Origin of the sequence: Fodinibius sediminis, from assembly GCF_900182555.1 — a bacterium.
GTDB classification, from domain to species: Bacteria; Bacteroidota; Rhodothermia; order Balneolales; family Balneolaceae; genus Fodinibius; species Fodinibius sediminis.
Genome location: NZ_FXTH01000001.1, coordinates 338,371 through 359,603, shown reverse-complemented (window position 1 = coordinate 359,603; position 21,233 = coordinate 338,371). Strand labels below are relative to the sequence as shown.

The 21,233-nt window shown below is 50.6% G+C and carries 17 protein-coding genes; 7 read left to right on the top strand and 10 right to left on the bottom strand.

The genetic code is table 11. From position 1 onward, the window contains the following. Nucleotides 1-73: 73 nt before the first annotated feature. From FN808_RS01575 to FN808_RS01560, 4 genes are read right to left on the bottom strand one after another with little or no spacing between them, the layout of a single operon-like run. Nucleotides 74-1,537 carry an efflux transporter outer membrane subunit gene (locus FN808_RS01575; RefSeq protein ID WP_142712775.1) on the bottom strand — a complete coding sequence of 488 codons (1,464 nt, stop codon included), beginning with the start codon at nt 1,535-1,537 and terminating at the stop codon, nt 74-76. Nucleotides 1,538-1,572: 35 nt separating this feature from the next. Continuing rightward, nucleotides 1,573-4,725, bottom strand: coding sequence for an efflux RND transporter permease subunit (locus FN808_RS01570; RefSeq protein ID WP_142712774.1), 3,153 nt, complete (start codon nt 4,723-4,725; stop codon nt 1,573-1,575). 59 nt (nt 4,726-4,784) lie between these two features. Further along, on the bottom strand, nt 4,785-5,990 hold the full coding sequence (locus tag FN808_RS01565) for an efflux RND transporter periplasmic adaptor subunit (RefSeq protein ID WP_142712773.1): 1,206 nt from the start codon (nt 5,988-5,990) through the stop codon (nt 4,785-4,787). A 54-nt stretch (nt 5,991-6,044) separates the two neighbouring features. Beyond that, nucleotides 6,045-6,500, bottom strand: coding sequence for a MarR family winged helix-turn-helix transcriptional regulator (locus tag FN808_RS01560; RefSeq protein WP_142712772.1), 456 nt, complete (start codon nt 6,498-6,500; stop codon nt 6,045-6,047). A gap of 415 nt (nt 6,501-6,915) precedes the next feature. Between FN808_RS01560 and FN808_RS01555 the strand changes: the two genes are divergently transcribed. Further along, complete coding sequence (locus tag FN808_RS01555) at nt 6,916-8,157, top strand: aminotransferase class I/II-fold pyridoxal phosphate-dependent enzyme (RefSeq protein ID WP_142712771.1); 1,242 nt, start codon at nt 6,916-6,918, stop codon at nt 8,155-8,157. Nucleotides 8,158-8,313: 156 nt separating this feature from the next. Here FN808_RS01555 and FN808_RS01550 read toward each other — a convergent pair whose 3' ends face one another. Beyond that, complete coding sequence (locus FN808_RS01550) at nt 8,314-9,687, bottom strand: DEAD/DEAH box helicase (RefSeq protein ID WP_142712770.1); 1,374 nt, start codon at nt 9,685-9,687, stop codon at nt 8,314-8,316. Between the two features lie 108 nt (nt 9,688-9,795). Next, nucleotides 9,796-10,725: a CPBP family intramembrane glutamic endopeptidase gene (locus FN808_RS01545; RefSeq protein WP_142712769.1), complete on the bottom strand. Its 930-nt coding sequence runs from the start codon at nt 10,723-10,725 to the stop codon at nt 9,796-9,798. 98 nt (nt 10,726-10,823) lie between these two features. On the opposite strand from FN808_RS01545, the gene FN808_RS01540 reads away from it, so the two are divergent. Continuing rightward, nucleotides 10,824-11,498 carry an SOS response-associated peptidase gene (locus FN808_RS01540; protein ID WP_142712768.1) on the top strand — a complete coding sequence of 225 codons (675 nt, stop codon included), beginning with the start codon at nt 10,824-10,826 and terminating at the stop codon, nt 11,496-11,498. Here the strand turns inward: FN808_RS01540 and FN808_RS01535 are convergent. Then, nucleotides 11,446-11,751 (bottom strand): hypothetical protein, encoded by a 306-nt coding sequence (locus FN808_RS01535; RefSeq protein ID WP_185958188.1) that lies wholly within the window; start codon nt 11,749-11,751, stop codon nt 11,446-11,448. The two genes, FN808_RS01540 and FN808_RS01535, sit on opposite strands and share 53 nt — an antisense overlap. Before the next feature lie 271 nt (nt 11,752-12,022). On the opposite strand from FN808_RS01535, the gene FN808_RS01530 reads away from it, so the two are divergent. From FN808_RS01530 to FN808_RS01520, 3 genes are all read left to right on the top strand, one after another. Next, nucleotides 12,023-12,553, top strand: coding sequence for an Ig-like domain-containing protein (locus FN808_RS01530; protein ID WP_142712766.1), 531 nt, complete (start codon nt 12,023-12,025; stop codon nt 12,551-12,553). A gap of 67 nt (nt 12,554-12,620) precedes the next feature. After that, a complete protein-coding gene (locus tag FN808_RS01525) occupies nt 12,621-13,148 on the top strand; it encodes an OsmC family protein (RefSeq protein WP_142712765.1) in 528 nt (175 codons plus the stop codon). Between the two features lie 150 nt (nt 13,149-13,298). After that, a complete protein-coding gene (locus tag FN808_RS01520; protein WP_142712764.1) occupies nt 13,299-14,135 on the top strand; it encodes a class I SAM-dependent methyltransferase in 837 nt (278 codons plus the stop codon). Nucleotides 14,136-14,169: 34 nt separating this feature from the next. On the opposite strand, the gene FN808_RS01515 is transcribed toward FN808_RS01520, so the two are convergent. Further along, on the bottom strand, nt 14,170-15,066 hold the full coding sequence (locus FN808_RS01515; RefSeq protein WP_142712895.1) for a mechanosensitive ion channel family protein: 897 nt from the start codon (nt 15,064-15,066) through the stop codon (nt 14,170-14,172). Between the two features lie 143 nt (nt 15,067-15,209). On the opposite strand from FN808_RS01515, the gene secG reads away from it, so the two are divergent. Then, the gene (secG, locus tag FN808_RS01510; protein ID WP_142712763.1) at nt 15,210-15,602 is read left to right on the top strand and encodes a preprotein translocase subunit SecG; all 393 of its coding nucleotides are present in this window, start codon (nt 15,210-15,212) and stop codon (nt 15,600-15,602) included. Nucleotides 15,603-15,673: 71 nt separating this feature from the next. On the opposite strand, the gene FN808_RS01505 is transcribed toward secG, so the two are convergent. Further along, nucleotides 15,674-16,675, bottom strand: coding sequence for an alpha/beta fold hydrolase (locus FN808_RS01505; protein WP_142712762.1), 1,002 nt, complete (start codon nt 16,673-16,675; stop codon nt 15,674-15,676). Nucleotides 16,676-16,814: 139 nt separating this feature from the next. Beyond that, on the bottom strand, nt 16,815-17,957 hold the full coding sequence (locus tag FN808_RS01500; protein WP_246068256.1) for an LLM class flavin-dependent oxidoreductase: 1,143 nt from the start codon (nt 17,955-17,957) through the stop codon (nt 16,815-16,817). Between the two features lie 114 nt (nt 17,958-18,071). On the opposite strand from FN808_RS01500, the gene FN808_RS01495 reads away from it, so the two are divergent. After that, complete coding sequence (locus tag FN808_RS01495) at nt 18,072-21,233, top strand: SusC/RagA family TonB-linked outer membrane protein (protein ID WP_142712761.1); 3,162 nt, start codon at nt 18,072-18,074, stop codon at nt 21,231-21,233.

The following is a 21,233-nucleotide window of genomic DNA, read 5'->3' as shown; positions in this document are numbered from 1 at the left end:
TCAGGCCTGTATAAGCAGGGAGAAACGCCCTCCTTGCTGCGGCAGGCCGGTACAATCCACTGGGGGGGTACTGCTAATCCTGGGTTTCCGCCGGCTGTTCGACGGCGGTTGCCTTCTGTGTCTTATTCCAGCCTCCGCCCAGGGCCCTGTAGAGGTCCACGCCGGCCGTCAGCTGCTGCAGGCGATCATTGATATTGCTGAGCTGGGCAGAAAGGAGCTGCTGCTGGGCCGTCAGCACCTCGGTATAATTGGCTTCGCCGTATTGAAGCAGTTCCCGGGAATACGCAACGGCATTTTCAAGCGCTTCAAGCTGTTTCTGACGCAACTGCAGCTGCCGATCTGTTTTTTGATATTGACTGAGCGCATTGGATACCTCGCTGCTGGCGTCAAGGATGGTGCCTTTGAGCTGAAGCAGGGCCTGTTCCTGCTGGGCTTTCCTCCGTTTGAGCCGAGCCCTGTTTTGTCCCCGGTTGAAAATAGGTTGTGTGAGTCCGGCCACCAGGTTGTAAAAGACGGAACCCGGCTGAAACAGATCTTCTGTTTCCAGGCTTTGATAGCCCCCCTGAGCAGTCAGGGTAAAGGAGGGGTAAAAGTAAGCCCGGGCATTGTTGGTGAGTTCAAAAGCACTTCGGAAGGCGTATTCTGCAGCCCTGATATCGGGGCGATTGCGGAGCAGTTGAGCCGGCATCCCCGTTGTCAGTGAATCGATGGGGGCTTGTTCGGGCAGGGTGCCCCGTTTGATGGAGCCCGGCGCGCGGCCCAGCAGGATACTGAGCGTATGCTCCTGCTCGGTAATCAGCTGTTCCAGCCGAGGGATCGTCACTTCGGCAGCGTAACGATTGGCGATACTCTGCTGAAGGGAAACCCCGGTAACCATATCTCCCTCTTTGAGGCTCCTGACGGTTTCAACATCCTGCCGGCGGTTTTCTACCGTTTGCCGGGTAATCGCCAGCTGCTGGTCGAGAGCCAGCAGACGATAATAGGCGTTGGCTACATTTGCAATGAGGGTGGTCTGGACGGCGCGGCGGGTGGCCTCGGTCTGCAAAAGGGCGGCAAGGCTCGCTTTTTTGGCGCTGGTCAGCTTTCCCCAGACATCCAGTTCCCAGCTGGAACTCAATGATACCGAATACAATTCACTGGCAGGGATGCTGGCGTCGTCCGGGAGGCCGCCGAAACTCACGCTGTTGTCAGACTGTTCCCGGTAGGAAACATCCCCGTTGGCACTCAGGCTTGGAAACAAGCTCATCCGCCCTTCATAGAAATTGGCTTCGGCAACGCGAATTTGCTGGATTGCCTGCTGAAGCTCGAGATTGTTGTCAAGGGCCTCGTCTATCAGCTGGCGCAGCCGGGGATCCCTGAAGACGTCTTGCCACGGCATGTCTGCCAGCGTGGTGCTGTCTAACGTTACTTGCTCAAAGGGATACAGGTTCTCGGTCGCTACGTCGGGCTTTTGATAGGATTTTGTTGCAATACAGGACGACAGTGAGACGCCCAGCAGAACAGCTGCAAAAAAGGTAAACCGGGAGGTGAAAGACATAATAGTAGAGGATGAATCTATTGTAATTAATAGGCTTACGGCAGAATGATTTTATCTTTTTTTTCACGCACAACAGCAGGGGGACCCGAAATTTTCTCCTGCAGTGTCTGGAATAGGATGAACATTACGGGGACAACAAGAAGCCCTACGAATGTACCGATGAACATGCCGCCTGCGGTACCAATGCCGATGGACTGGTTGGCATTGGCATTGATTCCCGATGCCAGGGCCAATGGCAGTAATCCTGCAATAAAGGCAAAAGAGGTCATCAGGATCGGGCGCAGTCGCGCTTCGGCCCCGTCAATGGCGGCTTTGGCGATGGTCATGCCCTCTTTGCGGCGGCGCTGCAGGGCAAACTCTACAACCAGGATGGCATTTTTCGCCAGCAGCCCCATCAGCATGATGGACGATATCTGGAGGTAGATGTTATTGGCTACCCCAAAGATGTTGGCAAAAATAAATGAACCGGCCAATCCAATGGGCAGCGAAAGGATGACCGCCCAGGGAACGATATAGCTTTCGTACTGGGCGCTCAGCAGGAAATAGACAAAGAGGATACAGAGGGCAAAAATTAGAATCTCCTGGCCGCTGGCCTGGCTTTCCTCTCTTGTCAAACCAGAGAAGGCGTAGCTGTAGTTATCGGAAATCTGCTGTTCAAAGACTTCTTCAATGGCCGCGATGGCATCCCCGGAACTGTAACCGGGGTTGGTGGCTCCCGTCAGCGATACGGCATTGAACATATTAAAGCGTGATACATTCTGGGGTCCGTAGACGCGTTCCAGGTCTACAAACGAGGTGATGGGCGCCATCTCTCCCCGGGCATTCCGAACGGAAATATTTTGCAGGCTTTCTTCAGACCCCCGGTATTCCGGATCAGCCTGTATATACACCCGGTACAGCTTGCCAAACCGGTTGAAGTTTGATACATAGAGCCCCCCATAGTAAGCCTGCATGACATCCATAATGGATTGTATGGAGAAACCGGCACGCTGGGCTTTGGCTTCATCAATGCGGACCATGTATTGCGGGTAATTGGTGTTGAAGTAGGAGGCGGCATACTGTATCTCGGGCCGTGCAAAGAGGGCCTGCTGAACCTTTTTGCTGACCTGCTCAAGTTCATTAAGCTCACCGCTGCTCAGATCCTGTATGTCAACCGAAAATCCACTCGTATTGCCAAAACCGGAAATAACGGGGGGAGAAAAGAACGCAATGTCCGCTTCCTTGATGGATGCTGTCTTTTGCTGGAGTTCCGCGATAACGTCATTAACACTTCGCTCTCGCTCATCCCAGTGGTTGAGTTTTCCCACGACAAATCCATACTGACTACCCGATCCACTGAGAAGGCCAAAGCCGGAGATAGCCAGCCGGGAGTCGATGATGTCCATCTCCGCAAGGATGCCGTCAACTTCTGCCATCACCTCCTTGGTGCGATCCAGGGAGGAGGAAGGGGGAAGACTGATATTGGCGAAAAAGGTGCCCTGGTCTTCATCGGGTACAAAACCGGAAGGGGTGGTTTGAAAGAGAAAGGCAAACAGCAGAATGGATCCGGCTACCGTTGCCACCGCTGCCCAGGAGTTGCGGGTGAAAAAACTGAGTACTTTCTTGTAGCGGTATTTGGCTACATCAAAGGACGAATTAAAGGCGAGGGCAAAGCGGTCCGTAAAGCTTTTTTTCTCGCCGATATGTTTATGTTCCGGTTTCAAAACGATGGCACACAGGGCCGGGCTCAGGGTCAGGGCATTGACCGCCGATATGATGATGGCGGTAGCAAGGGTGATCCCGAACTGCTGGAAAAACACTCCGCTTGAGCCTGTCATGAAGGTTACGGGCACGAAGATGGCCGACATGACAAGGGTAATGGATACGATGGCGCCCGCTATCTCGTTCATCCCCGAAACGGCGGCTTCCATGCCCGACTCTGCCCCTTCCTCCAGCTTGGCGTGAATAATTTCTACCACAATAATGGCGTCATCCACCACAATGCCGATGGCCAGAACAAGGGCAAAAAGCGTGAGCAGGTTCACGCTGTAGCCAAAAAGGTTGAGGAAAAAGAAGGTGCCAATGATGGAGACGGGAACCGCAATAGCGGGAATCAGGGTGGACCGCCAATCCTGCAGGAATACAAATACCACAATAAAGACCAGCAGAAAGGCCTCCAGGAAGGTTGTAAAAACCTTGTTTATCGAGGCCGTAAGGAAACTGTTGGCATCAAATACCGTGGTATATTCCAGTCCCTTGGGGAAGGAGTTTGAGGCCTGTTCAATTTCTGCTTTCACCTTTTCCACCACCTCCTGGGCATTGGCGCCGGCTGTTTGTGATACGAACATACCCACACTTGGTCCCCCGTTGGCGGTACTGTGCACGCGGTAGGTCTGTGCCCCGAGTTCAACATCGGCCACATCCTTGAGCCTGAGCATCTCTGAGTTTTCAGATCCCTCCCTGATGATGATATCCTCATATTCCGGGACCGTAGAAAGGCGTCCTTTATATTTCAAGGTGTATTCGAATGCCTGGCCGCTGTTTTGGCCAATGGCCCCGGGGGCAGCTTCAAAACTTTGCTCGTTGAGCGCCCTGATCACATCGGCGGGCACCAGGTCGTAGGAGGCCATCACATCCGGTTTCATCCATATGCGCATGGAATAGGTTTGGGCTCCGAAGGCATCGGCCGTACCTACGCCGTCGACCCGCTGAAGGCGGGGGATTAGGTTAATGCGGGCATAGTTTTCGATGAAGGTGCCATCGTATCTCTGGTCGGGACTGTAAAGGGTGAAAATAAGCAGCCGGCTGGTTTGTTGTTTCTGCGTCGTAACCCCGGTCTGGGTGACTTCCCGGGGAAGCAGGCTGGATGCCTGCGCCACCCGGTTCTGTACGTTAACTGCGGCTATATCGGGGTCCGTTCCCAGCTCAAAGTAAACCTGTATTTGTGCCCGGCCGCTATTACTGGCCGTGGAAGTCATATACGTCATGCCTTCCACGCCATTGATTTGTTCTTCAAGCGGGGCAATAACGCTGTTGAGCACCGTTTCTGCATTGGCTCCCGGATAGGAGGTTTGCACCTGTATCGTGGGGGGGGCAATTTCGGGATAGAGCGACACGGGCAGGGCAAAATAACCCAGGATTCCCAGTATAACGATAATAATGGATATGACCGTTGATAATACCGGTCGTTCAATAAATCGTTTTATCATTATGATGAAATTAAATTCTTAAAAATTGAAGCTTGGCCTTCTACAATGGGGGTGCAACCTTAATCGGCAGGCTGTTCCTGTACCGTCATTGCCTGGTACAAACTGTCAGCGTTGACGGGCCGGGGCTTGATGGCGGTCCCGTCCTGAAGATTGCCGAAGCCTGCGGTGACAATTTGATTACCCGCAGCAAGGCCCTCCTCCACGACGTACAGCTGTTTGGTGGAAAGTGGTAAAGTTGAAATTTCGGTGCTTTGTACAGTGCTACTGTCGGTTACGGTATATACAAATTGCTTGTTCTGTATCTCGTAGGTAGCCGATTTGGGAATGACAATGGCTGAGTCGCGGTGCAGGGGAATCTGCACATTGCCTGACCCCCCGCTTCTAAGAATGTTCTGCGGATTGGGGAACACCGCGCGAAATGAGGCCGCACCGGTGGTCTTGTCAATCAGGCCGCTCGCAAGGCGCAGGCGCCCTTCATGGTCGTAGACGGAGTTGTCGGGAAGAATAAGGTTGACGCTGGGCATATTGGCAATACGTTGCTGAAGCGTCTGGTTGACTTCCTCGCTGGCTACCTGCTGCGACATTTCCAGCAGCTCCCGCTCGCTCATGGAAAAGTAGGCATATATTTGGGAGATGTTGGAAATGACGGTCATAGGTTTGGCGATGCCGCTGTTTACCAGGCTTCCTATTCGGTAGGGGATGTTACCCATGACGCCATCAGTGGGACTTTTAACATTGGTATACCCCAGGTTGACCTGCGCATTTTCGAGTACCGCCTGAGCCTGGGCCAGTGCCGCCTGCTGCGACTCGAGGTTGTTTCGGGCCGACTGCAGCCGGTATTTGCTGATGATCTCCTTGTCGGCAAGCTTGCGCAGTCGCTGAACTTCATCCTCGGCCGTGCTTATGGCTGCTTTGGCGGCCTTGATGTCGGCCTCGGCCGAACGCACCTGTTGTTCGTACTCTTCGCTGTTCAGCCTGAAAAGGGTTTCGCCTTTCTGCACCACATCCCCTTCGTCAACCGGCATGTCTACAATGTATCCGGGGACCCTGGGACGAATTTCAACGGTTTGTATTCCTTCGAGGGTGGCAGGATAGCTGTTGGTCAGTTCGATGGATCGCGGCTGCAATTCCAGTACGGGATATGGCTGTGCCTGCTGCGGGCCGTCCTGCATGCCCGGCTGCCCCGGGCCGCCGCAAGATACAACAAGGAATGGGGCTGCTGCGATAACAAGTAGTCCTGTAATGATTTGGTGCTTAAACGTCATGGGATGATGGTTTTATAAATTGGTTGAGCTAAATTCTTCTGATAATTGAAGAGGTCAACAAGCCGTTTCGGCATTTGTGCATTCGTAGATGCTGGCAAGTGTGGCCTCAAACTGTTGAAGGTCCTCTTCGGAAATATGACGGGTGATTTCCCGGTTTACTTCTTTCGCCAGTTTTTGGGCTTCTTTCAGCACCTGTACTCCGGCCTTGGTGATCAGTAATATTTTGCGTCGCTTATCATCAGGATCGGTGGTGCGTGCTACAAAGTGTTTTTTTTCCAGGCCGTTTAAGTGTCTGGCTATAGCCGACTTATCACGATCGAGGAGTTCAGACAGGTCCTGGAGTATTAATCCTTCCTCGTTGTTTAATATGTTGAGCAAAAAGTATTGTTCAAGAGTCAGGTCAATATTTTCAAGGCTGAACTTTTTTTCCAGGATGCGTAGAATGCTTTTTACGGTAAATCCCATTTTGCAACTGAGGGTCTGGCAGCATAGCTTCTGTTTCAGGGACATGGTTTCGTGTGTTTACAATTTATAAAGGGACCTAAGAAACGCACCTTAGTTGATATATGCAACTAATGGAGATGTAATTAATATTACCTTAAAGAATATTTACTTTTTTTATCATATCAATTGTACTTTGGAGATATGGGCAAGCGCTGGCAGATGAGGCTGAAGCGGGGATGCAGAATAGATTTTCAGTTGGAAGAGTGGAGGCAGTTGGCGGTCGATCTATGTCCCACATATCAAAAAAATAAAGAACCCTTTTGATAACATCAGGAATAATAGGCATTTATCATATTATTCAGGAATGTATTCCATTTTTGAGAAGAGGGTAATTTTCGTTACCTTTTTTAAATGTTTTTAGGGCCCACTTATTTTTGTTGGCAATACACTTTATAACCAAAGCAAGTATTCTAGTTGTTCTATGGATTTATTTGATAAGCTTCAGTGCAGACCCAGTCCCTTGGGGGAGTTTACTTCTGAGGGATATGGATATTATACGTTTCCTAAACTGGAGGGACCCCTGGGCCCTACCATGCAATTCAATGACAAAGAAGTAATTGTATGGAGTATCAATGATTATCTCGGTGTAGGAAGCAATGAAGAGGTAAGGAAATATGATGCCAAAATTGCTCAGGACTACAGTTTGAGCAGTCCCATGGGAGCCCGGCTGATGACGGGAAATTCCACAGAGCACGAGAAGCTGGAAGAAGAACTTGCCGATTTTGTTCATAAGCCGGATGCGCTGCTGTTAAACTACGGCTACCAGGGTATCATGAGTGTTATCCATGCGCTGGTAGATCGCAATGATATTCTTATTTATGATGAATTGAGCCATGCCTGTATCGTGGACGGCAAGCAGCTGGCAATGGCTGAAAAGTTTGTTTTCAAGCACAATGACATTAAAAGTTTTGAAAAACAGCTGAAACGTGCTCACCGCAATGCCAAACCCAATTCCTCCGTGCTGGTGGTTACCGAGGGGGCTTTCGGGATGACCGGTGATCTGGGCATACTGGAAGAAATGATTGCGCTTAAAGAAAAATATCCCTTCCGGCTGCTGGTAGATGATGCGCATGGGGTCGGAACCATGGGAAAAGACGGATCGGGTACCGGTACACACCTGGGCTGCCATGACGGGATTGACATCTATTTCGGTACCTTTGCCAAGGCCTTTGCGCTGATCGGTGCTTTCGTAGCAACCGAAAAGCGGGTAGTGGAGTTTCTGAAAGCCAATGCCCGGAGTCAGATTTTTGCCAAGTCGGTACCCATGCCGATTGTCAAGTCTGCCCGCAAGCGACTGGAGCTGATCCGCAAACATCCTGAATGGAGAGAGCAATTGTGGAAAAACACCAATATGCTGCGCAGTGGTCTTCGTGAGATTGGCTATAATGTGCTTCCGGCTGAATGCCCGGTAACACCAGTATTGACCAAGGGCAGTACGGATTTATGCCAGCTGATTATGCGCAAGTTGCGCGAGGAGCATGGCGTATTTGTAAGTGGGGTGACCTACCCGGTTGTTCCGAAGGGGACGGTGCTTATCCGCTTGATTCCTACCGCGGCCCATACCGAGGAACATATCCGGCAGACGCTTGATGGCTTCGAAGCTATCAAGGATGTGGCTCTCAGAGATGTTGGCGCCGAGCTCCAAAAGAAAATGACGGCTTAGGAAAGAGCATTTCCTGCGCGGCATTAGGTTCCGGATTTTCAATCCAGTGAGGTGCCCATCGGATAGCAGAAAGGCAGGAGCGCGATTCTTTAACTCACCGGAAGCCTTTCTTTAACAGGAGGCTTCCGATGAGTGTATGGTTTTCTTTTTACAGCATCAGGAAAACAGGTTCTTGAGCATTTCTATTACACCGGTCTTTTTATCCTTCTTGGTGCTTTTTCCGCTTTTCCCGCCGCTGAGCTTATCATAGCTGGGCCGCGGTAACTCCATGCCGTTGCTTTTCTTTTTCTTTTGCTGCTGTTTTTTGCCATTGCCGCCGCGCCTTTTCTTGGACTTGGACTTGGACTTGGACTTCTTTTTCTTTTGACGGCGTTCTTTTAATTTCTGCTTAACCTTGTCCGGAAGGTCCATCTCTTTGGGAACCTGTCCCAGTTCTTTTTCAAGCTTGTTAATATCGCTGCGATCCTGTTTGGAGACCAGCGATACAATACGCGCGGCTTTGCCGCTGCTCACCAGTCCGGTGCGGTAGCGATATTCATCGGGATCGCCGGGCACATCATAGTTAATGATCTGTTTGACATCGCTGATATTCAGTGCGGCGGCAGAGATGTCTGCAACCAGCAAAAACTGAACGTCTCCGTTGGTAAAATTGGCAAGGCGCTGTGCCCGTTTCTTGTCAGATAATTTGCCGTGAAGGCTCGTAGCTTTGAAGTTGTTCTTCCGCAGTATCTTGTAAAGCCGGTCCGTGCCCCTTTTGGAGGCCGTAAAAATGACACATCGATCGTCGGAAGATTCCTCGATATGAGCCATGAAAGTGCTTATCTTCATGCGATTGGGCACATAGATATAACCCTGTGATAAATTATCGGGTACTTCCGGCGGCTTGTTGAGCACCTGCGTTTCGGCAGGATCAAATCCAATGGCTTCCCCTTCCTCCAGGTTCTTTTCAGCAAAGTCTTCCACCTCTTTAGTCAGATCACTTGTGAAAATAAGGGTTTGGTGTTTTGAGAGGACCCGCTTGAGGATGTTTTGAACCCTGTCCATCAAATCCAGGGAAATCAGTTTGTCCAGCTCATCAATGACAAGATAATCCACATTACGGAAAACGTAGCGCAGATCCTGCAGAAGATTAAGCAGGGGACCCGGATTTCCGACAATAACCTGGGGAGCATCTTTCAGAAGTTGTTTCTGTTCCTCTTCATCCCCGTCCAAGTCAATGGAAGCACATTCTATTTGAGCATGGTACCCCATGGCCCAAATCAACTCATCAATCTGCTGAGATTCTGAGGCGTTGGGGGTAATAACAAGGGTGGTTGTGTCCACAACGTTCTCCTTGGCATCAATTTTGGCAAGCGCCGGGATGACAAAGGTAGCATTTTTGCTTTTACCCGGTTCAGCCTTGATCAGCGCATCCTTTCCTTCCAGTATCGTGGGAAGGGCCTTTTCCTGCAGTTCAGTAAGTTCAGTGTAGTTTAGATCTTGCAGCCCGCTCATGATATTGGGGCTTAAGTTCATTTCTTCAAACTTCAACGTTCCAGCCTTTTTTTAATTAACATTATCTTTCAATATCTATCGTTTCAAGTGCAAACGATATTCATCAGGTAGCAGAATATACAAAACTTATAGGGCTTGCTCATCTCAATTTGCAGGCGATGAGCGCTCTTTTTCAAAAAGTTCTGCAATGGAGCATTCGTAACCCGCCATCATAATATAAACGTAGGTACCACCCGCCATTATTGCCATGCCGAAAATGCCGATCATGCCTGCCTCGGGACCAAAGGCTCCTCCCGTCCAGAAAGGGGTTCCCTTCTGGGCTATCTGAATCAGGGAGCCATCAAGATGGGTACCACTCACGGGAAATCCAAAAATGGAACCCTGCATGAAATTCCAGCTGAAATGCAGTCCCACCGACAGCCCCAGACTGCCGGTTAGAATATAGGGAAGGGCCAGGACTATGCCTGCCAGCACAATGTTAAAGGTGGAAACCGTTGATGCATTGGGATTGTAGTAATGAAGAGCTCCGAACAGGAGGGAGGTTGCCAGGGTGGCTATGGCTACAGCTCCCCCCGTGCCCAGCCAGGGGTAGCGCAGACCTTCGGCCAGATTCAGCAGCTGATAACCGCGTGAAAACCATTCTTCGTAAAAGCCGACCAGCAGCATGGCTGTTAATGAGCTCAATATTGCTGCCCCAAAAGAGGTATTGCCCATGGACTCCCATCCGTAGCCGGTTATGGAGAGCCAGCCCATCTGCCATTCGAATACAAAAATGACACTGATAGCTCCACCGGCAATGACCGCGCCTGCAAAAAATTCGATCCACCAGCGGGAGTCAAAGGAGAGGCCGTAGCCTTTAACAGGACGTTTGTCCAGCAGGTGGGCCGCTATCAGGATACTTGCTGAAACCCCGATAAACTGACCGAGGGTAGAGGCAACACTGAGGGAGCTTTGCCAGAGATTGTTGATTCCGAGCGTGGCAAAGCCGGCCAGAAAGAACATTAGAATAAACTGAATGAGGACTCGCCAGCCGGCCCTCAGGCGCTGTTCCTGGGGGTTGAAAAATAAATTCATAAAGAAGGAAACATTGGGAGTTCAGCTGCAGTTACTGTAATATAACGGAGCCTGCAATCTATGCTAAAAGTTGAAAAGACTAAAATAAAACCAAAGCTATGAGCGATCGATTTGTTTTCCAAGCCACCAAAGAGGAAGTGGAACACCAGTTCAAGGTTCATTCTGAGCGCGAGGATTATTTTGAGTCGCATTTCAACATCACCCCGGGATCATTGATTTCGGCCGTATACCGGGAGGAAGGGCAGCGAAAGATCAATAATTTTATTTGGGGACTGATTCCGCCGGATGCCGAAAATGAGCGATCCGGAGCTGAGAATTACGAAGTTACCCTCGGCGAGATTCAAGAGGAGGAGTGGAAAATCGAATGCCTGGAAAAAAGGCGTTGCCTGATACCGGCATCCGGTTTTTACAAGTGGAAGACAACCAAAAAGAAAAACACGCCTTTTTATATTCGTTTACTCTCCAACCAGCTGATGGCATTGGCAGGCATCTACACGGTCTGGAAATCCTCCTCCGGGCGCGATGTGTATTCCTGTTCGATGCTTACCACGGAAGCGAATGCTCTCGTACAGCCGGTGGGAGAACGGATGCCGGTGATTATTGACAGGGAATATCACAGTACATGGCTCGGTGAGGACGCCCTGGACGAGCGCACCCTGGACCGGCTCATCCAGTCGTACCCGATGAGTCAAATGGCGGTAAACCGCGTCTCTGAAGAGGTCAATGACAAGGAAAATGACGATCCCCAGTTAATACAGCCCATACCGAAATAGTACCGGGGTCTACCCGGCCCATGCTTTTCTTACTGATGCTTGTTCCGGGCGTCCCCTGCAATCCGATGACCTGCTGCATGGCATCATCCCTGGATTGGCCAATGCAACTGTTCTGAGCTGTTTCACTGGTGAGTCCAGGCTGTGCCTGCTCGAGATGCATGGATGCTCGGGCGGCCGACAGCAGAATATGCTGCATTCCCGAAATCTCAGCGGGGACCCCGTGTTCCATGCTGTCTCCTCCTGCAGCAGTCAATCCCCGTAGAGCTGCTCATCGAGATGACAACCGGCATCGTGCACTGAAAAACCGTTCGCAGCCGGGGGTACTAACCTCATGTTTACCAATCTCCCACCTTTGTTTACCTGTTGTTGACCTTCGGAAACTTGGTCTTGAGAGAAGTACGGAATAGATTGACAAAAGGAAAACTCCAGAACGCCTGTACACGACCATTACAGAAGTGCAGTTCATTGAATAAGCATAGTAAAGGAAATAGATTTATTATCATAGTAAAGGAAATAGATTTATTATGAAGTATGCAGGAATTTGTTGTAAAAGGCTATTTGTTAATGGATTCAGTATGTTGTTGCTGGCATTGCTGGCAGCGGTTGGATGCGACAGCACTACCAGTGGCAATGAGCAGGATATTGAGGTTGTTGGTATAGAGATAACACCGGAAGACCACAGCATTGTAAAAGGGGAGGAAAAGCAATTTACGGCCTTGGCCGTGCTTGCCCGGGGAGATAAAGTCCCCTTTCATGAACTCGATCGCAGCATATGGACGTGGGAATGGTCGGTTACAAATCCCCAGATAACCATCTTTGATAATACGGGACTGGCAACGGGGCTTGAGGTGGGAGAGACAATGTGCTGGGTGACGCTCCAGAACAGTGCCGGCGAGGCATCAGAAGGCAGTGCCTCCGGAAACGGTGCGGCGTTGGTTGAAGTGCCGGCTGGTTCAGGGCTTCCACGGTTGCATAAACCGTTTGTTGGGCGCGATTCCTTTGGAGTGAAAGTTATTTCTCCGGAAAAACTGAAGGCAAAATTTAACCTTCACTAGCCACTACCTCGTATCCGGTTTTTGTGGCACAGTGTTTTATTGTAACTGTAAACAGGCAAAGAATGGTATGTCAGATTCCAAAACCATAAAGAAGGCATATGAAAGGAACAGGAAGGCCATTGAAATGCGGCCGTCCGTGGGACAGAGTACGGCTTTGACCAAAGTAAAAATTCGAGACGGAACAACCTGCGAAATTGAAAGCGGCTCCAAAACGTTGGTCTGTGACATAGGAGAGGCGGAAGGCGGCAATGATGCTGGTCCTGGACCGGGTATCTTTGAACGGGCTGCGCTGGGCAGTTGCCTGGCCATGGGATATGCCCAGCAGGCGGCGGTGATGGAAATTCCTGTCGACCATATTGAGGTCTTCGTGGAATCGGATTTTGATGCTCGCGGCCAGTTCGGCCTGACCGACGATCCGCCGGGTTTTAAAGCACTGCGATATGAGGTAAGGATTGAAAGTCCGGCTCCGGAAGTCCAAATTATTAAAATGATTAACCGGGCGGATGCCCGCAGTCCGGTGCTGGATGATTTTAAACGACCTATTCCGATAGAGCGAAAAGTGAATATTGAATCAACCAGGGCTGAACCGTCGTAAGCGAGAGGGCCGGCCACCGCGGAAGGTGCTGCCGGAACCCGTGTTGGCACTATTGCCGCTGGTGAAAGAAATTGCCAGATGTTCAGGCAGAAAGCATGCGCAAAAGGTTCTGATTTTGCACGCAACCGTTAATCCATAACATTTAGCTTTATGAAAGCCGATTTACAACTGCGAATACAACGTTACGGCTGGGATAGAGCGGCCCCGCACTACGAGACGGGCTGGCAGGAGCAGCTCTGGCCGGCCCAGGAAAGCCTGTTGGCGGAAATTGACCCTGTACCCGGTGAAACAATCCTCGATGTATCCTGTGGAACGGGACTGGTGACCATTCCACTTGCAAAAATCGTTCATCCCGGCGGAGAGGTCACCGGTATCGATATATCCGAGGGAATGCTTGGCGAAGCCCAGTCACGGGCAGAGGGCAAGGGCATCCAGAATGTTCATTTCAAACACATGGATGCTGCTGTGCTCACCTTGCCGGACGATTCTTTTGATGCCGTTATATGTTCACTGGGATTGATGTATTATCCCAATCCTGCGGAAGCGGTAGGGGAGATGCTCCGGGTGTTGAAACCCGGTGGACGGGCCGCGGTACTGGTCTGGGGAGCGCGCAATAAGTGTGGATGGGCTGAGATATTCCCCATTGTGGACCGGCGCGTGCAGTCAGAGGTGTGCCCCCTGTTCTTTCAGCTCGGCACCGGCGACGCCCTCTCGCAGACGTTAGAAACGGCAGGTTATGACGATATTGCGATACACCGGTTTTCCTCTGAGTTACACTTTCGGGATGACAAGCAGGCCTGTGTGGCCGCCTTTCAGGGTGGAGCGGTGGCCCTGGCATATCAGAAGTTTGATGAACGGACCAGGGAAGAAGTTAATCAGGAATACCTCGAGTCAATTCGGAAGTACCGCAACGGCAATGAGTACAATGTCCCCGGTGAGTTTGTGATTGCCAAGGGAATAAAGTCGGAGAGATCACAAAGACAATAAATGACATCTTAAAGGGGGCGGCTGTGGCGTGAATTCAGTCGTTCTTATGGTCCTTGTAAATGCGCATTGTTGGGTAGGCCAGCTCAATGTCATCATGCTGGCTGAACGTCCGCAGGATGTCTTCCCAGATATCTTGCGAGACTCCCCGACGGTTACGGGGATTGGAGAGGTGGCGAATGGTCAGGCAAATACCGCTGTCCTGGACGTCGGTATATACAATGGGGGTGAGGTGACGGTAATAAATGAGATAGGCCTTCTGGGCCCGCTGGACCTGGCGGTTTGCCTGCTCCGAGAATTGTTCAATATGCTTGTCGGCAATATCCTGTAGGATGTTTTTAGCCTTTTCCCAGTCACTTTCGAAGGTTACAAGCACTTCCAGTTCATTCCAGATGAAGTCAAAGCTACTGGTGTAGTTGGCCAACGGATCCGAAAAAATCTGGTGGTTTGGAATATGAACGACGCGACCGGTACTTTGATCGCTGCGCACCCAGTTTCCTATTTCAAGGACGGTAAATTTAAAAATCCGAAGGTCGATGACATCTCCTTTGGTGTCGCCCAGCTGGATGCGGTCACCCACGTTGAAGGGCTTGCGCCAGAGGATGAAAAGCCAGCCGGCAAAATCTGTGATGGGATCCTTGAGCGCGATAGCCAGTCCGGCGGAGAGCAATCCCAGAAAAGTGGCCAGGGAATGAATGCCCTCAAACCAGATGCGTCCGACAATGAGAAAGCCTATAAATGCAGAGACATAGGTGAGGTTCTTACGCCATTTGTACTGTTCTTTGGCTTCGGGCAGCTGTTTGTTGACCATGCGTACGGCCAGGTAGCGAATCAGCCATATGACAAAAATTACGCCGACCGTAAGAACGATCTTATAGGTCAGAGATGGCGAGCTTTCAAAAACTTCCTGTATTTGAGTAGTGATATCCTGCACAGGATCGAGGGTTAAGGGGTTAAATTCGTCAACACAAATGTAATAATACAAGAAAGGGAAGTTATTTGTAAGTATATCATTGTAAAAAAAGCGAATTTTGGATACATTAACGGGTCTAAAGTTTACTGTTATCTTTATTTACCATGCTTTACAATATTATCTTATTTGTTATTGTTCTTGTTTGTGTTCTTTTAACGATTGTCATTCTGCTGCAACCCGGTCAGGGGCAAGGACTTTCGGGCGGATTGGCCGGAGGTATGCAGGGGGGAGCCGGTCTTGGAGCCCGACGTACGGCCGACCTGCTTTCAAAATCAACCAGTGTATTGGGAGGCGCCTTGCTGGTGCTTTGCCTGCTCGCCAATTTTGCTATTGACCAGGGAACAACATCAGAGAGTGCGGTACAGGAAAGCGGCGTTGAATTGCCGGCACAGCAAAATGGGTCGGGCAATAATCCATCACAAACACCGTCAGCGGTACCTGAACTTCCGCAAAATCAGGGTGGAAATGATGGGGGCTCGACAGACGGCGGCAACTAACACCTGTTAAGGTGTAATAGATACGGAATTTAAAGCCCGGTGCGTAAATGCCCGGGCTTTTTTGCTTTATATTATTTGATATTCGCAAGAAGGACCTTGATGAAACGGTCAAAAGCCTCGATGTGCGGCAGGTGGCCGATATCATCGAGCTCAACAAGCGTAGCATCAGGAATTTGTTTAGCCGTTTGACGGCCCAGCTTGGGATACTGTCCCATGGTTGCAGCTACGGAATCGGGGACCAGGCCCGTACCAAGGGCTGTTCGATCGCGCTGGCCGATAATGAGCACGGTCGGAACTTCCAGCTCCGAAAATTCGTAGAGTACCGGCTGTGTAAAAACCATGTCGGTAGTCAGGGCCTGGTTCCAGGCATACCGATCGTAATCGGGCTGGCCGATGAAGCCGGTCCGAAGGCGGAGCCACTCATTATAGGCGGTTTCCCAGTCACCATCATAATAGCTTTGGGCCATATATTGCTTGACACCTTCATAGGTTTTGTCGAGTTCCTGCTGATACCAGTGATCAATGCCCTGGTAGGGGACTTTGCGCTTCCAGTCTTCCAGACCGATGGGGTTTTCCAGTACGAGGGTTTCCACCGCTTCCGGATACATCAGTGAAAATCGTGTGGCCAGCATCCCACCCATCGAATGGCCAAGCACCACTGCCCGCTGGATGCCCAGTGAATCCATCAGGGCCCTGGTGTTTTTGGCAAGCTGCTGAAAGGTATACTGATAGTTCCCGGGTTTTGTCGACTTCCCGAAGCCGATCTGGTCGGGGGCCAATACGTCGAAGCCTTCCGCCAGTAATGCCCGCATGGTTTCTCCGAAGTACGCTCCGTTGAAGTTTTTCCCGTGAAACAGCAGTACGGTCCTGCCGATCGGCTGGTCGGCTTGCTCGTACATGAAAGCCATTTTCAGCGCCTGCTGCTGAGATCGGAAGGCAAAATATTCGGCCGGATAGGGGTAGTCGTACCCTTCAAGGTTGATATCGAGCGGGGGGTGCCCGTCCTGTGCGAAGAGGGAGGAAGTCGTCAGGCTAATTAGCATAATGGACAGTACGATAGTCACACGAGTCATGGGACAATGATTTTGTGTTAACCTGGAATGTGGATGTGCCCGGACCGGCAATATGCCGTCACGGGCGAGGTTCTTATTTCTAAAGTAGCAGGAAAATTCTAAAAAGTCGATTACAGCCAGTGCGACATTACGGACAGCGTCAGGAGCTCATGATATCTGCAACGAGCCGGTGTGATCTCATGCGCTGCGTTTGATCATAGATATAGGATGCGATCATGATCTCATCAGCCCCGGTCTGATCCAGAAAGTCGCTCAGCTGTTCGGAGATGGTATTCGGTCCTCCGATAAAGGAGTAGGTGAGCATCTGTTCCACCGCCATCTTTTCGCGCGGGGTCCAGACATCGCTCATGTCATCAACCGGAGCTGGCATGGGCCGTCGGTCACCGGTAACTACGCCCATGAACATCTGCTTGAGCGAAGTGGATAACCATTCGGCCTGTTCGTCAGTATCTGCTGCAACAACATTAACGCAGGGCATAACGTACGGAGCCTCCAGCTGTTCCGAGGGCTGAAAGTTGTCGCGGTAGACCTCGAGGGCAGCATGAAGCTGCTGGGGGGCGAAATGACTGGCAAAAGCATAGGGCAGTCCCATGGCTGCGGCCAGGTGGGCACTGTCGGTGCTGGAACCCAGAATCCAGATTGGCACCTCGGTTCCCTCACCGGGGATGGCCCGGACAGCAGAAGTGCTGTTATCAGTGGAGAAATACTGCTGCAGCTGTTTGACATTCCGGGGGAACTGCCGCACCTGCTGCATGCGATCGGGGCGTATAGCCTGTGCCGTGGCCTGGTCGGTACCTGGGGCACGGCCCAGGCCAAGGTCAATGCGGTCGGGATAGATGGTGGCCAGGGTGCCAAACTGTTCTGCAATGATCAGCGGAGAATGGTTGGGCAGCATGACGCCGCCGGACCCCACGCGGATGGTATCGGTTGCTACTGCAATATGGCCGAGCAGGAGGGAGGTGGCGGAGCTTGCAATGTTTTCCATGTTGTGGTGCTCGGCCATCCAGAAGCGTGTATATCCCATCTGTTCCACTTCTTTGGCAAGCTGGCGGCTGCAGCGAATAGCATCCGCATGGGTTTGCCCTTCGGTAACGACGGCAAGGTCGAGCACGGAGTAGGTAACGTTCATGATATCATATGGTGCGTTAAGAAAGTAGTTTGAGGAGTGGTAACAAATATGCGGCGCCCCGCGTTTGGTATGTCCTTTGCCCAATAGAGTCATCCCCGCCCTTCTTAAAAGATCGTTGCCTGCCTCTTTCCGGACCGCTCTTAACGCAAGCATAATACTTCTGTAACACCCGGGTTAAGGCCTGCCTGTATGTTAGACTCAAAACAAAATATGAGGAAGGACTCATATTAAATCACAAAGTCGAACACTTAAATCGCAAATAGTACAATGAAAAAGTATTGGCTGTTGGTCATTGGCCTTTTATGTATACAGGTAATCGGTCAGGCTCAGGATTATAATATTGGGGGAAGGGTAACCGACTCCGATGGGGAAGCTTTGCCCGGGGTGAATGTGATGATCAAAGGAACAGCTCGGGGCACCTCCACAGACATCGACGGAAAGTATAGTTTAGAAGCTGGTAGGGAAGATACGCTCACCTTTTCATTCGTTGGATATGAAAAAAGAACCGTTCCCGTATTCGGCCGGGAAGTTATTGATGTAACTTTACAGATGGCCATCGGTGAAATTGGTCAGGTTGTGGTTACAGCCATGGGCGTTGTTCAGCAAAAAGAAAAGATCGGTTATTCGACACAGGAAATTGAGACCGAATCTCTGGAAAATACCACGGCTCCTAATGTCGCGAATCTTTTTAGCGGCAAGGTATCGGGGCTTACGGTAAATAATCCAACCGGTCTGTTTCAGAGCCCGGAAATTCTGTTGAGGGGCAAGGAGCCGCTTATCGTGATCGATGACGTGCCGGTCGAAACCGACTTTTTTGATATCTCCAAAAATGATATCGCTGAAATTAATGTATTGAAAGGTACAACAGCTTCCGCACTGTACGGATCGCGGGGAAAGGACGGCGCAATACTGATCACTACCAAAGATGCCCGAACAGAGGGATTACAAGTCAATATCTCAAACAGTACGATGCGTACTGCCGGATATGCGGTCTTCCCGGACGTCCAAAAACAGTATGGTAACGGCTCCAATGGTGAATATGAATTCTGGGATGGCAAAGGGGGCGGAGTTTCGGACGGCGATATGATTTGGGGTCCCAAATTTGAGGGCGATAAATTGATTCCGCAGTGGAACAGTCCCATCCGCGACACGGAGACCGGCGAGACTATAGAATGGTATGGCACGGTCGAAGGCACCAAATATGACGACAAATCGCGCTATGAGCGTGTGCCTGTTCCGTGGGAATCGCATGATAACCTGCAGGAATTTATGCGGCCGGGAATTTTTAATACCACCGACTTTTCTCTGGCTTATAAAAAGGATGATGCACGGTATCGTTTCTCGGGGAATTATGGTGTGCAGCAGGGGCGAGTCCCGAATACCTCGGTGGATCGCGGCGGTGTGTCATTTGCATCCACCTTTAATATCAGTCCTTCAATAACCCTCGATAATAAAGTATCCTATAATAAAGTAAAATCGCCCAACTACCCCGCCTACGGCTATGGTCCCAACAATCATATTTATACGCTCCTGATTTGGCAAGGCACCGATGTGGATCCGCAGGCTCAGAAAAAGAATCTCTGGGTTCCCGGACAAGAAGGGTACAAGCAGGCCAACTGGAACTATGCGTGGTACAACAATCCCTACTTCGGAGCCTACAAGCGCAACCAGGAGTATGATTCTGATATATACCGCGGACAGCTCAAGTTACGATGGGATGTCACGAATACCCTGTATGTACAGGCCCGGTCGTCGGTCAATAAAAAAGATCGCTTCGAAGATCAGGAGCGGCCCAAGTCGTACCTTCGGTATGGGGATCCCCGGGACGGCTTTTACAAAACCTGGAATATGGATGCGCTTACCTTTGACAACGATTTGCGGTTCCGATACGAAAACCGGCTTGCTTCCTTTTTTAACTTCAATGCAATAGCCGGCGGGAATGCCAACTACAAGAGCTACGAAGAGTACTATAACTCAACCGATGGCCTGGTAGTCCCCGGGGTATACAGCCTGTCCAATACCAAGCGAAGTGTGCAGGGATCAACGGAGCAGCGTAAAAAGGCAATCCGGAGTTTGTATGGGTCGGTGGACCTGGAATTTCTGGATGCTTTCTTCCTGAATGTGTCAGGGCGTAATGATTGGTCGTCGGTCATGCCGGAATCAAACAATTCTTATTTTTATCCCTCGGCTTCATTGAGTACGGTGGTATCCAATCTTGTTGATCTGCCGCAGTCTATCTCAAATCTGCGGTTGTATGGTTCATGGGCGAAAGTATCCAGCGATCTCGATCCGGATTTCGAAAATCCTTACCAAACCGTCGCTTACTATGACAAGACGGGGAACTTCAATGGCAATCCACAGCTAACGTATCCTTCGGGAATCGTCAATCCTTTCATTAATCCGCAGCAGTCCATTACCAGGGAAGTAGGCCTCTCGGCAGGATTGTTCAGCAACAGATTCAATTTTGATGTAACCTACTACAACATTGTAGATAAGAACCAGATTATTGACTTGCCCATATCGCTGGCTTCCGGATTTGACAGCCGCAAGATCAACGGCAACGAGTATACCACCAACGGGGTGGAGGTGACCGTCAAATCGGCCGCGGTACAGAGCCAGAGTTTTGATTGGAACCTTACGGCCAACTGGTCGCGGCGCGTGGAACGGCTGTCCAGCATTTACGGCGACCAGGATGAATACCATAACCTGGCGGAGGGAGAACGTGCTGATAACTACTACGCTACCGGGTGGATGAAAACGCCGGATGGACAATTGATCTTGGATGAAGAAACCGGCCTGCCTACCCGGGATCCCTATCCTCAGTTGAAAGGACACCTGCTGCCCGACTGGCGGTTTGGTCTTCAAAACCAGTTTAAGTACAAAAAATTTGCTCTGAACATTAGTATCGACGGGGCTGTAGGGGGAGTGATGAACTCCCTGACCGTAGAGAAAATGTGGTGGGGCGGCAAGCATCCGCAATCAACCCGATGGAGAGATGAAGAATATGCCGCCGGCGAACCGGTGTATGTACCGGAAGGTGTGAACGTGGTAAGCGGTGAACTGCAGACCGATACGGACGGGAATGTTGTCAGTGATACCCGAGAGTTTAAAGAAAATACAACAGCCATAGGTTGGCAGCAGTGGGCCCAGAACTATCCCTACCGAGCCAAGGTTACCCAGGATGAAAGCGAGCTGTTTGCCAATGTATTCGATCGCAGTTTTGTAAAGCTTCGGGATGTTTCATTGACGTATAATATGGCTTACCTGTTTCCCCGTCTGGGCGTCAAAAAGCTGAAGCTTACCGCTTTTGGATACAACCTTGCCATCCTGAAAAAAGCTAAAATAATCGATCCCGATTTCGGTAATGACAATAACCTTCAGGATCCTTCAAGCCGGTATGTCGGTCTTAAGATCGACCTGTCGCTCTAG

Coding starts and splice junctions, on each gene's coding strand:
- FN808_RS01575 (WP_142712775.1), bottom strand. CDS start 1,537: ATGTCTTTCACCTCCCGGTTTACCTTTTTTGCAGCTGTTCTGCTGGGC.
- FN808_RS01570 (WP_142712774.1), bottom strand. CDS start 4,725: ATGATAAAACGATTTATTGAACGACCGGTATTATCAACGGTCATATCC.
- FN808_RS01565 (WP_142712773.1), bottom strand. CDS start 5,990: ATGACGTTTAAGCACCAAATCATTACAGGACTACTTGTTATCGCAGCA.
- FN808_RS01560 (WP_142712772.1), bottom strand. CDS start 6,500: ATGTCCCTGAAACAGAAGCTATGCTGCCAGACCCTCAGTTGCAAAATG.
- FN808_RS01555 (WP_142712771.1), top strand. CDS start 6,916: ATGGATTTATTTGATAAGCTTCAGTGCAGACCCAGTCCCTTGGGGGAG.
- FN808_RS01545 (WP_142712769.1), bottom strand. CDS start 10,725: ATGAATTTATTTTTCAACCCCCAGGAACAGCGCCTGAGGGCCGGCTGG.
- FN808_RS01540 (WP_142712768.1), top strand. CDS start 10,824: ATGAGCGATCGATTTGTTTTCCAAGCCACCAAAGAGGAAGTGGAACAC.
- FN808_RS01530 (WP_142712766.1), top strand. CDS start 12,023: ATGAAGTATGCAGGAATTTGTTGTAAAAGGCTATTTGTTAATGGATTC.
- FN808_RS01525 (WP_142712765.1), top strand. CDS start 12,621: ATGTCAGATTCCAAAACCATAAAGAAGGCATATGAAAGGAACAGGAAG.
- FN808_RS01520 (WP_142712764.1), top strand. CDS start 13,299: ATGAAAGCCGATTTACAACTGCGAATACAACGTTACGGCTGGGATAGA.
- secG (WP_142712763.1), top strand. CDS start 15,210: ATGCTTTACAATATTATCTTATTTGTTATTGTTCTTGTTTGTGTTCTT.
- FN808_RS01505 (WP_142712762.1), bottom strand. CDS start 16,675: ATGACTCGTGTGACTATCGTACTGTCCATTATGCTAATTAGCCTGACG.
- FN808_RS01500 (WP_246068256.1), bottom strand. CDS start 17,957: ATGCTTGCGTTAAGAGCGGTCCGGAAAGAGGCAGGCAACGATCTTTTA.
- FN808_RS01495 (WP_142712761.1), top strand. CDS start 18,072: ATGAAAAAGTATTGGCTGTTGGTCATTGGCCTTTTATGTATACAGGTA.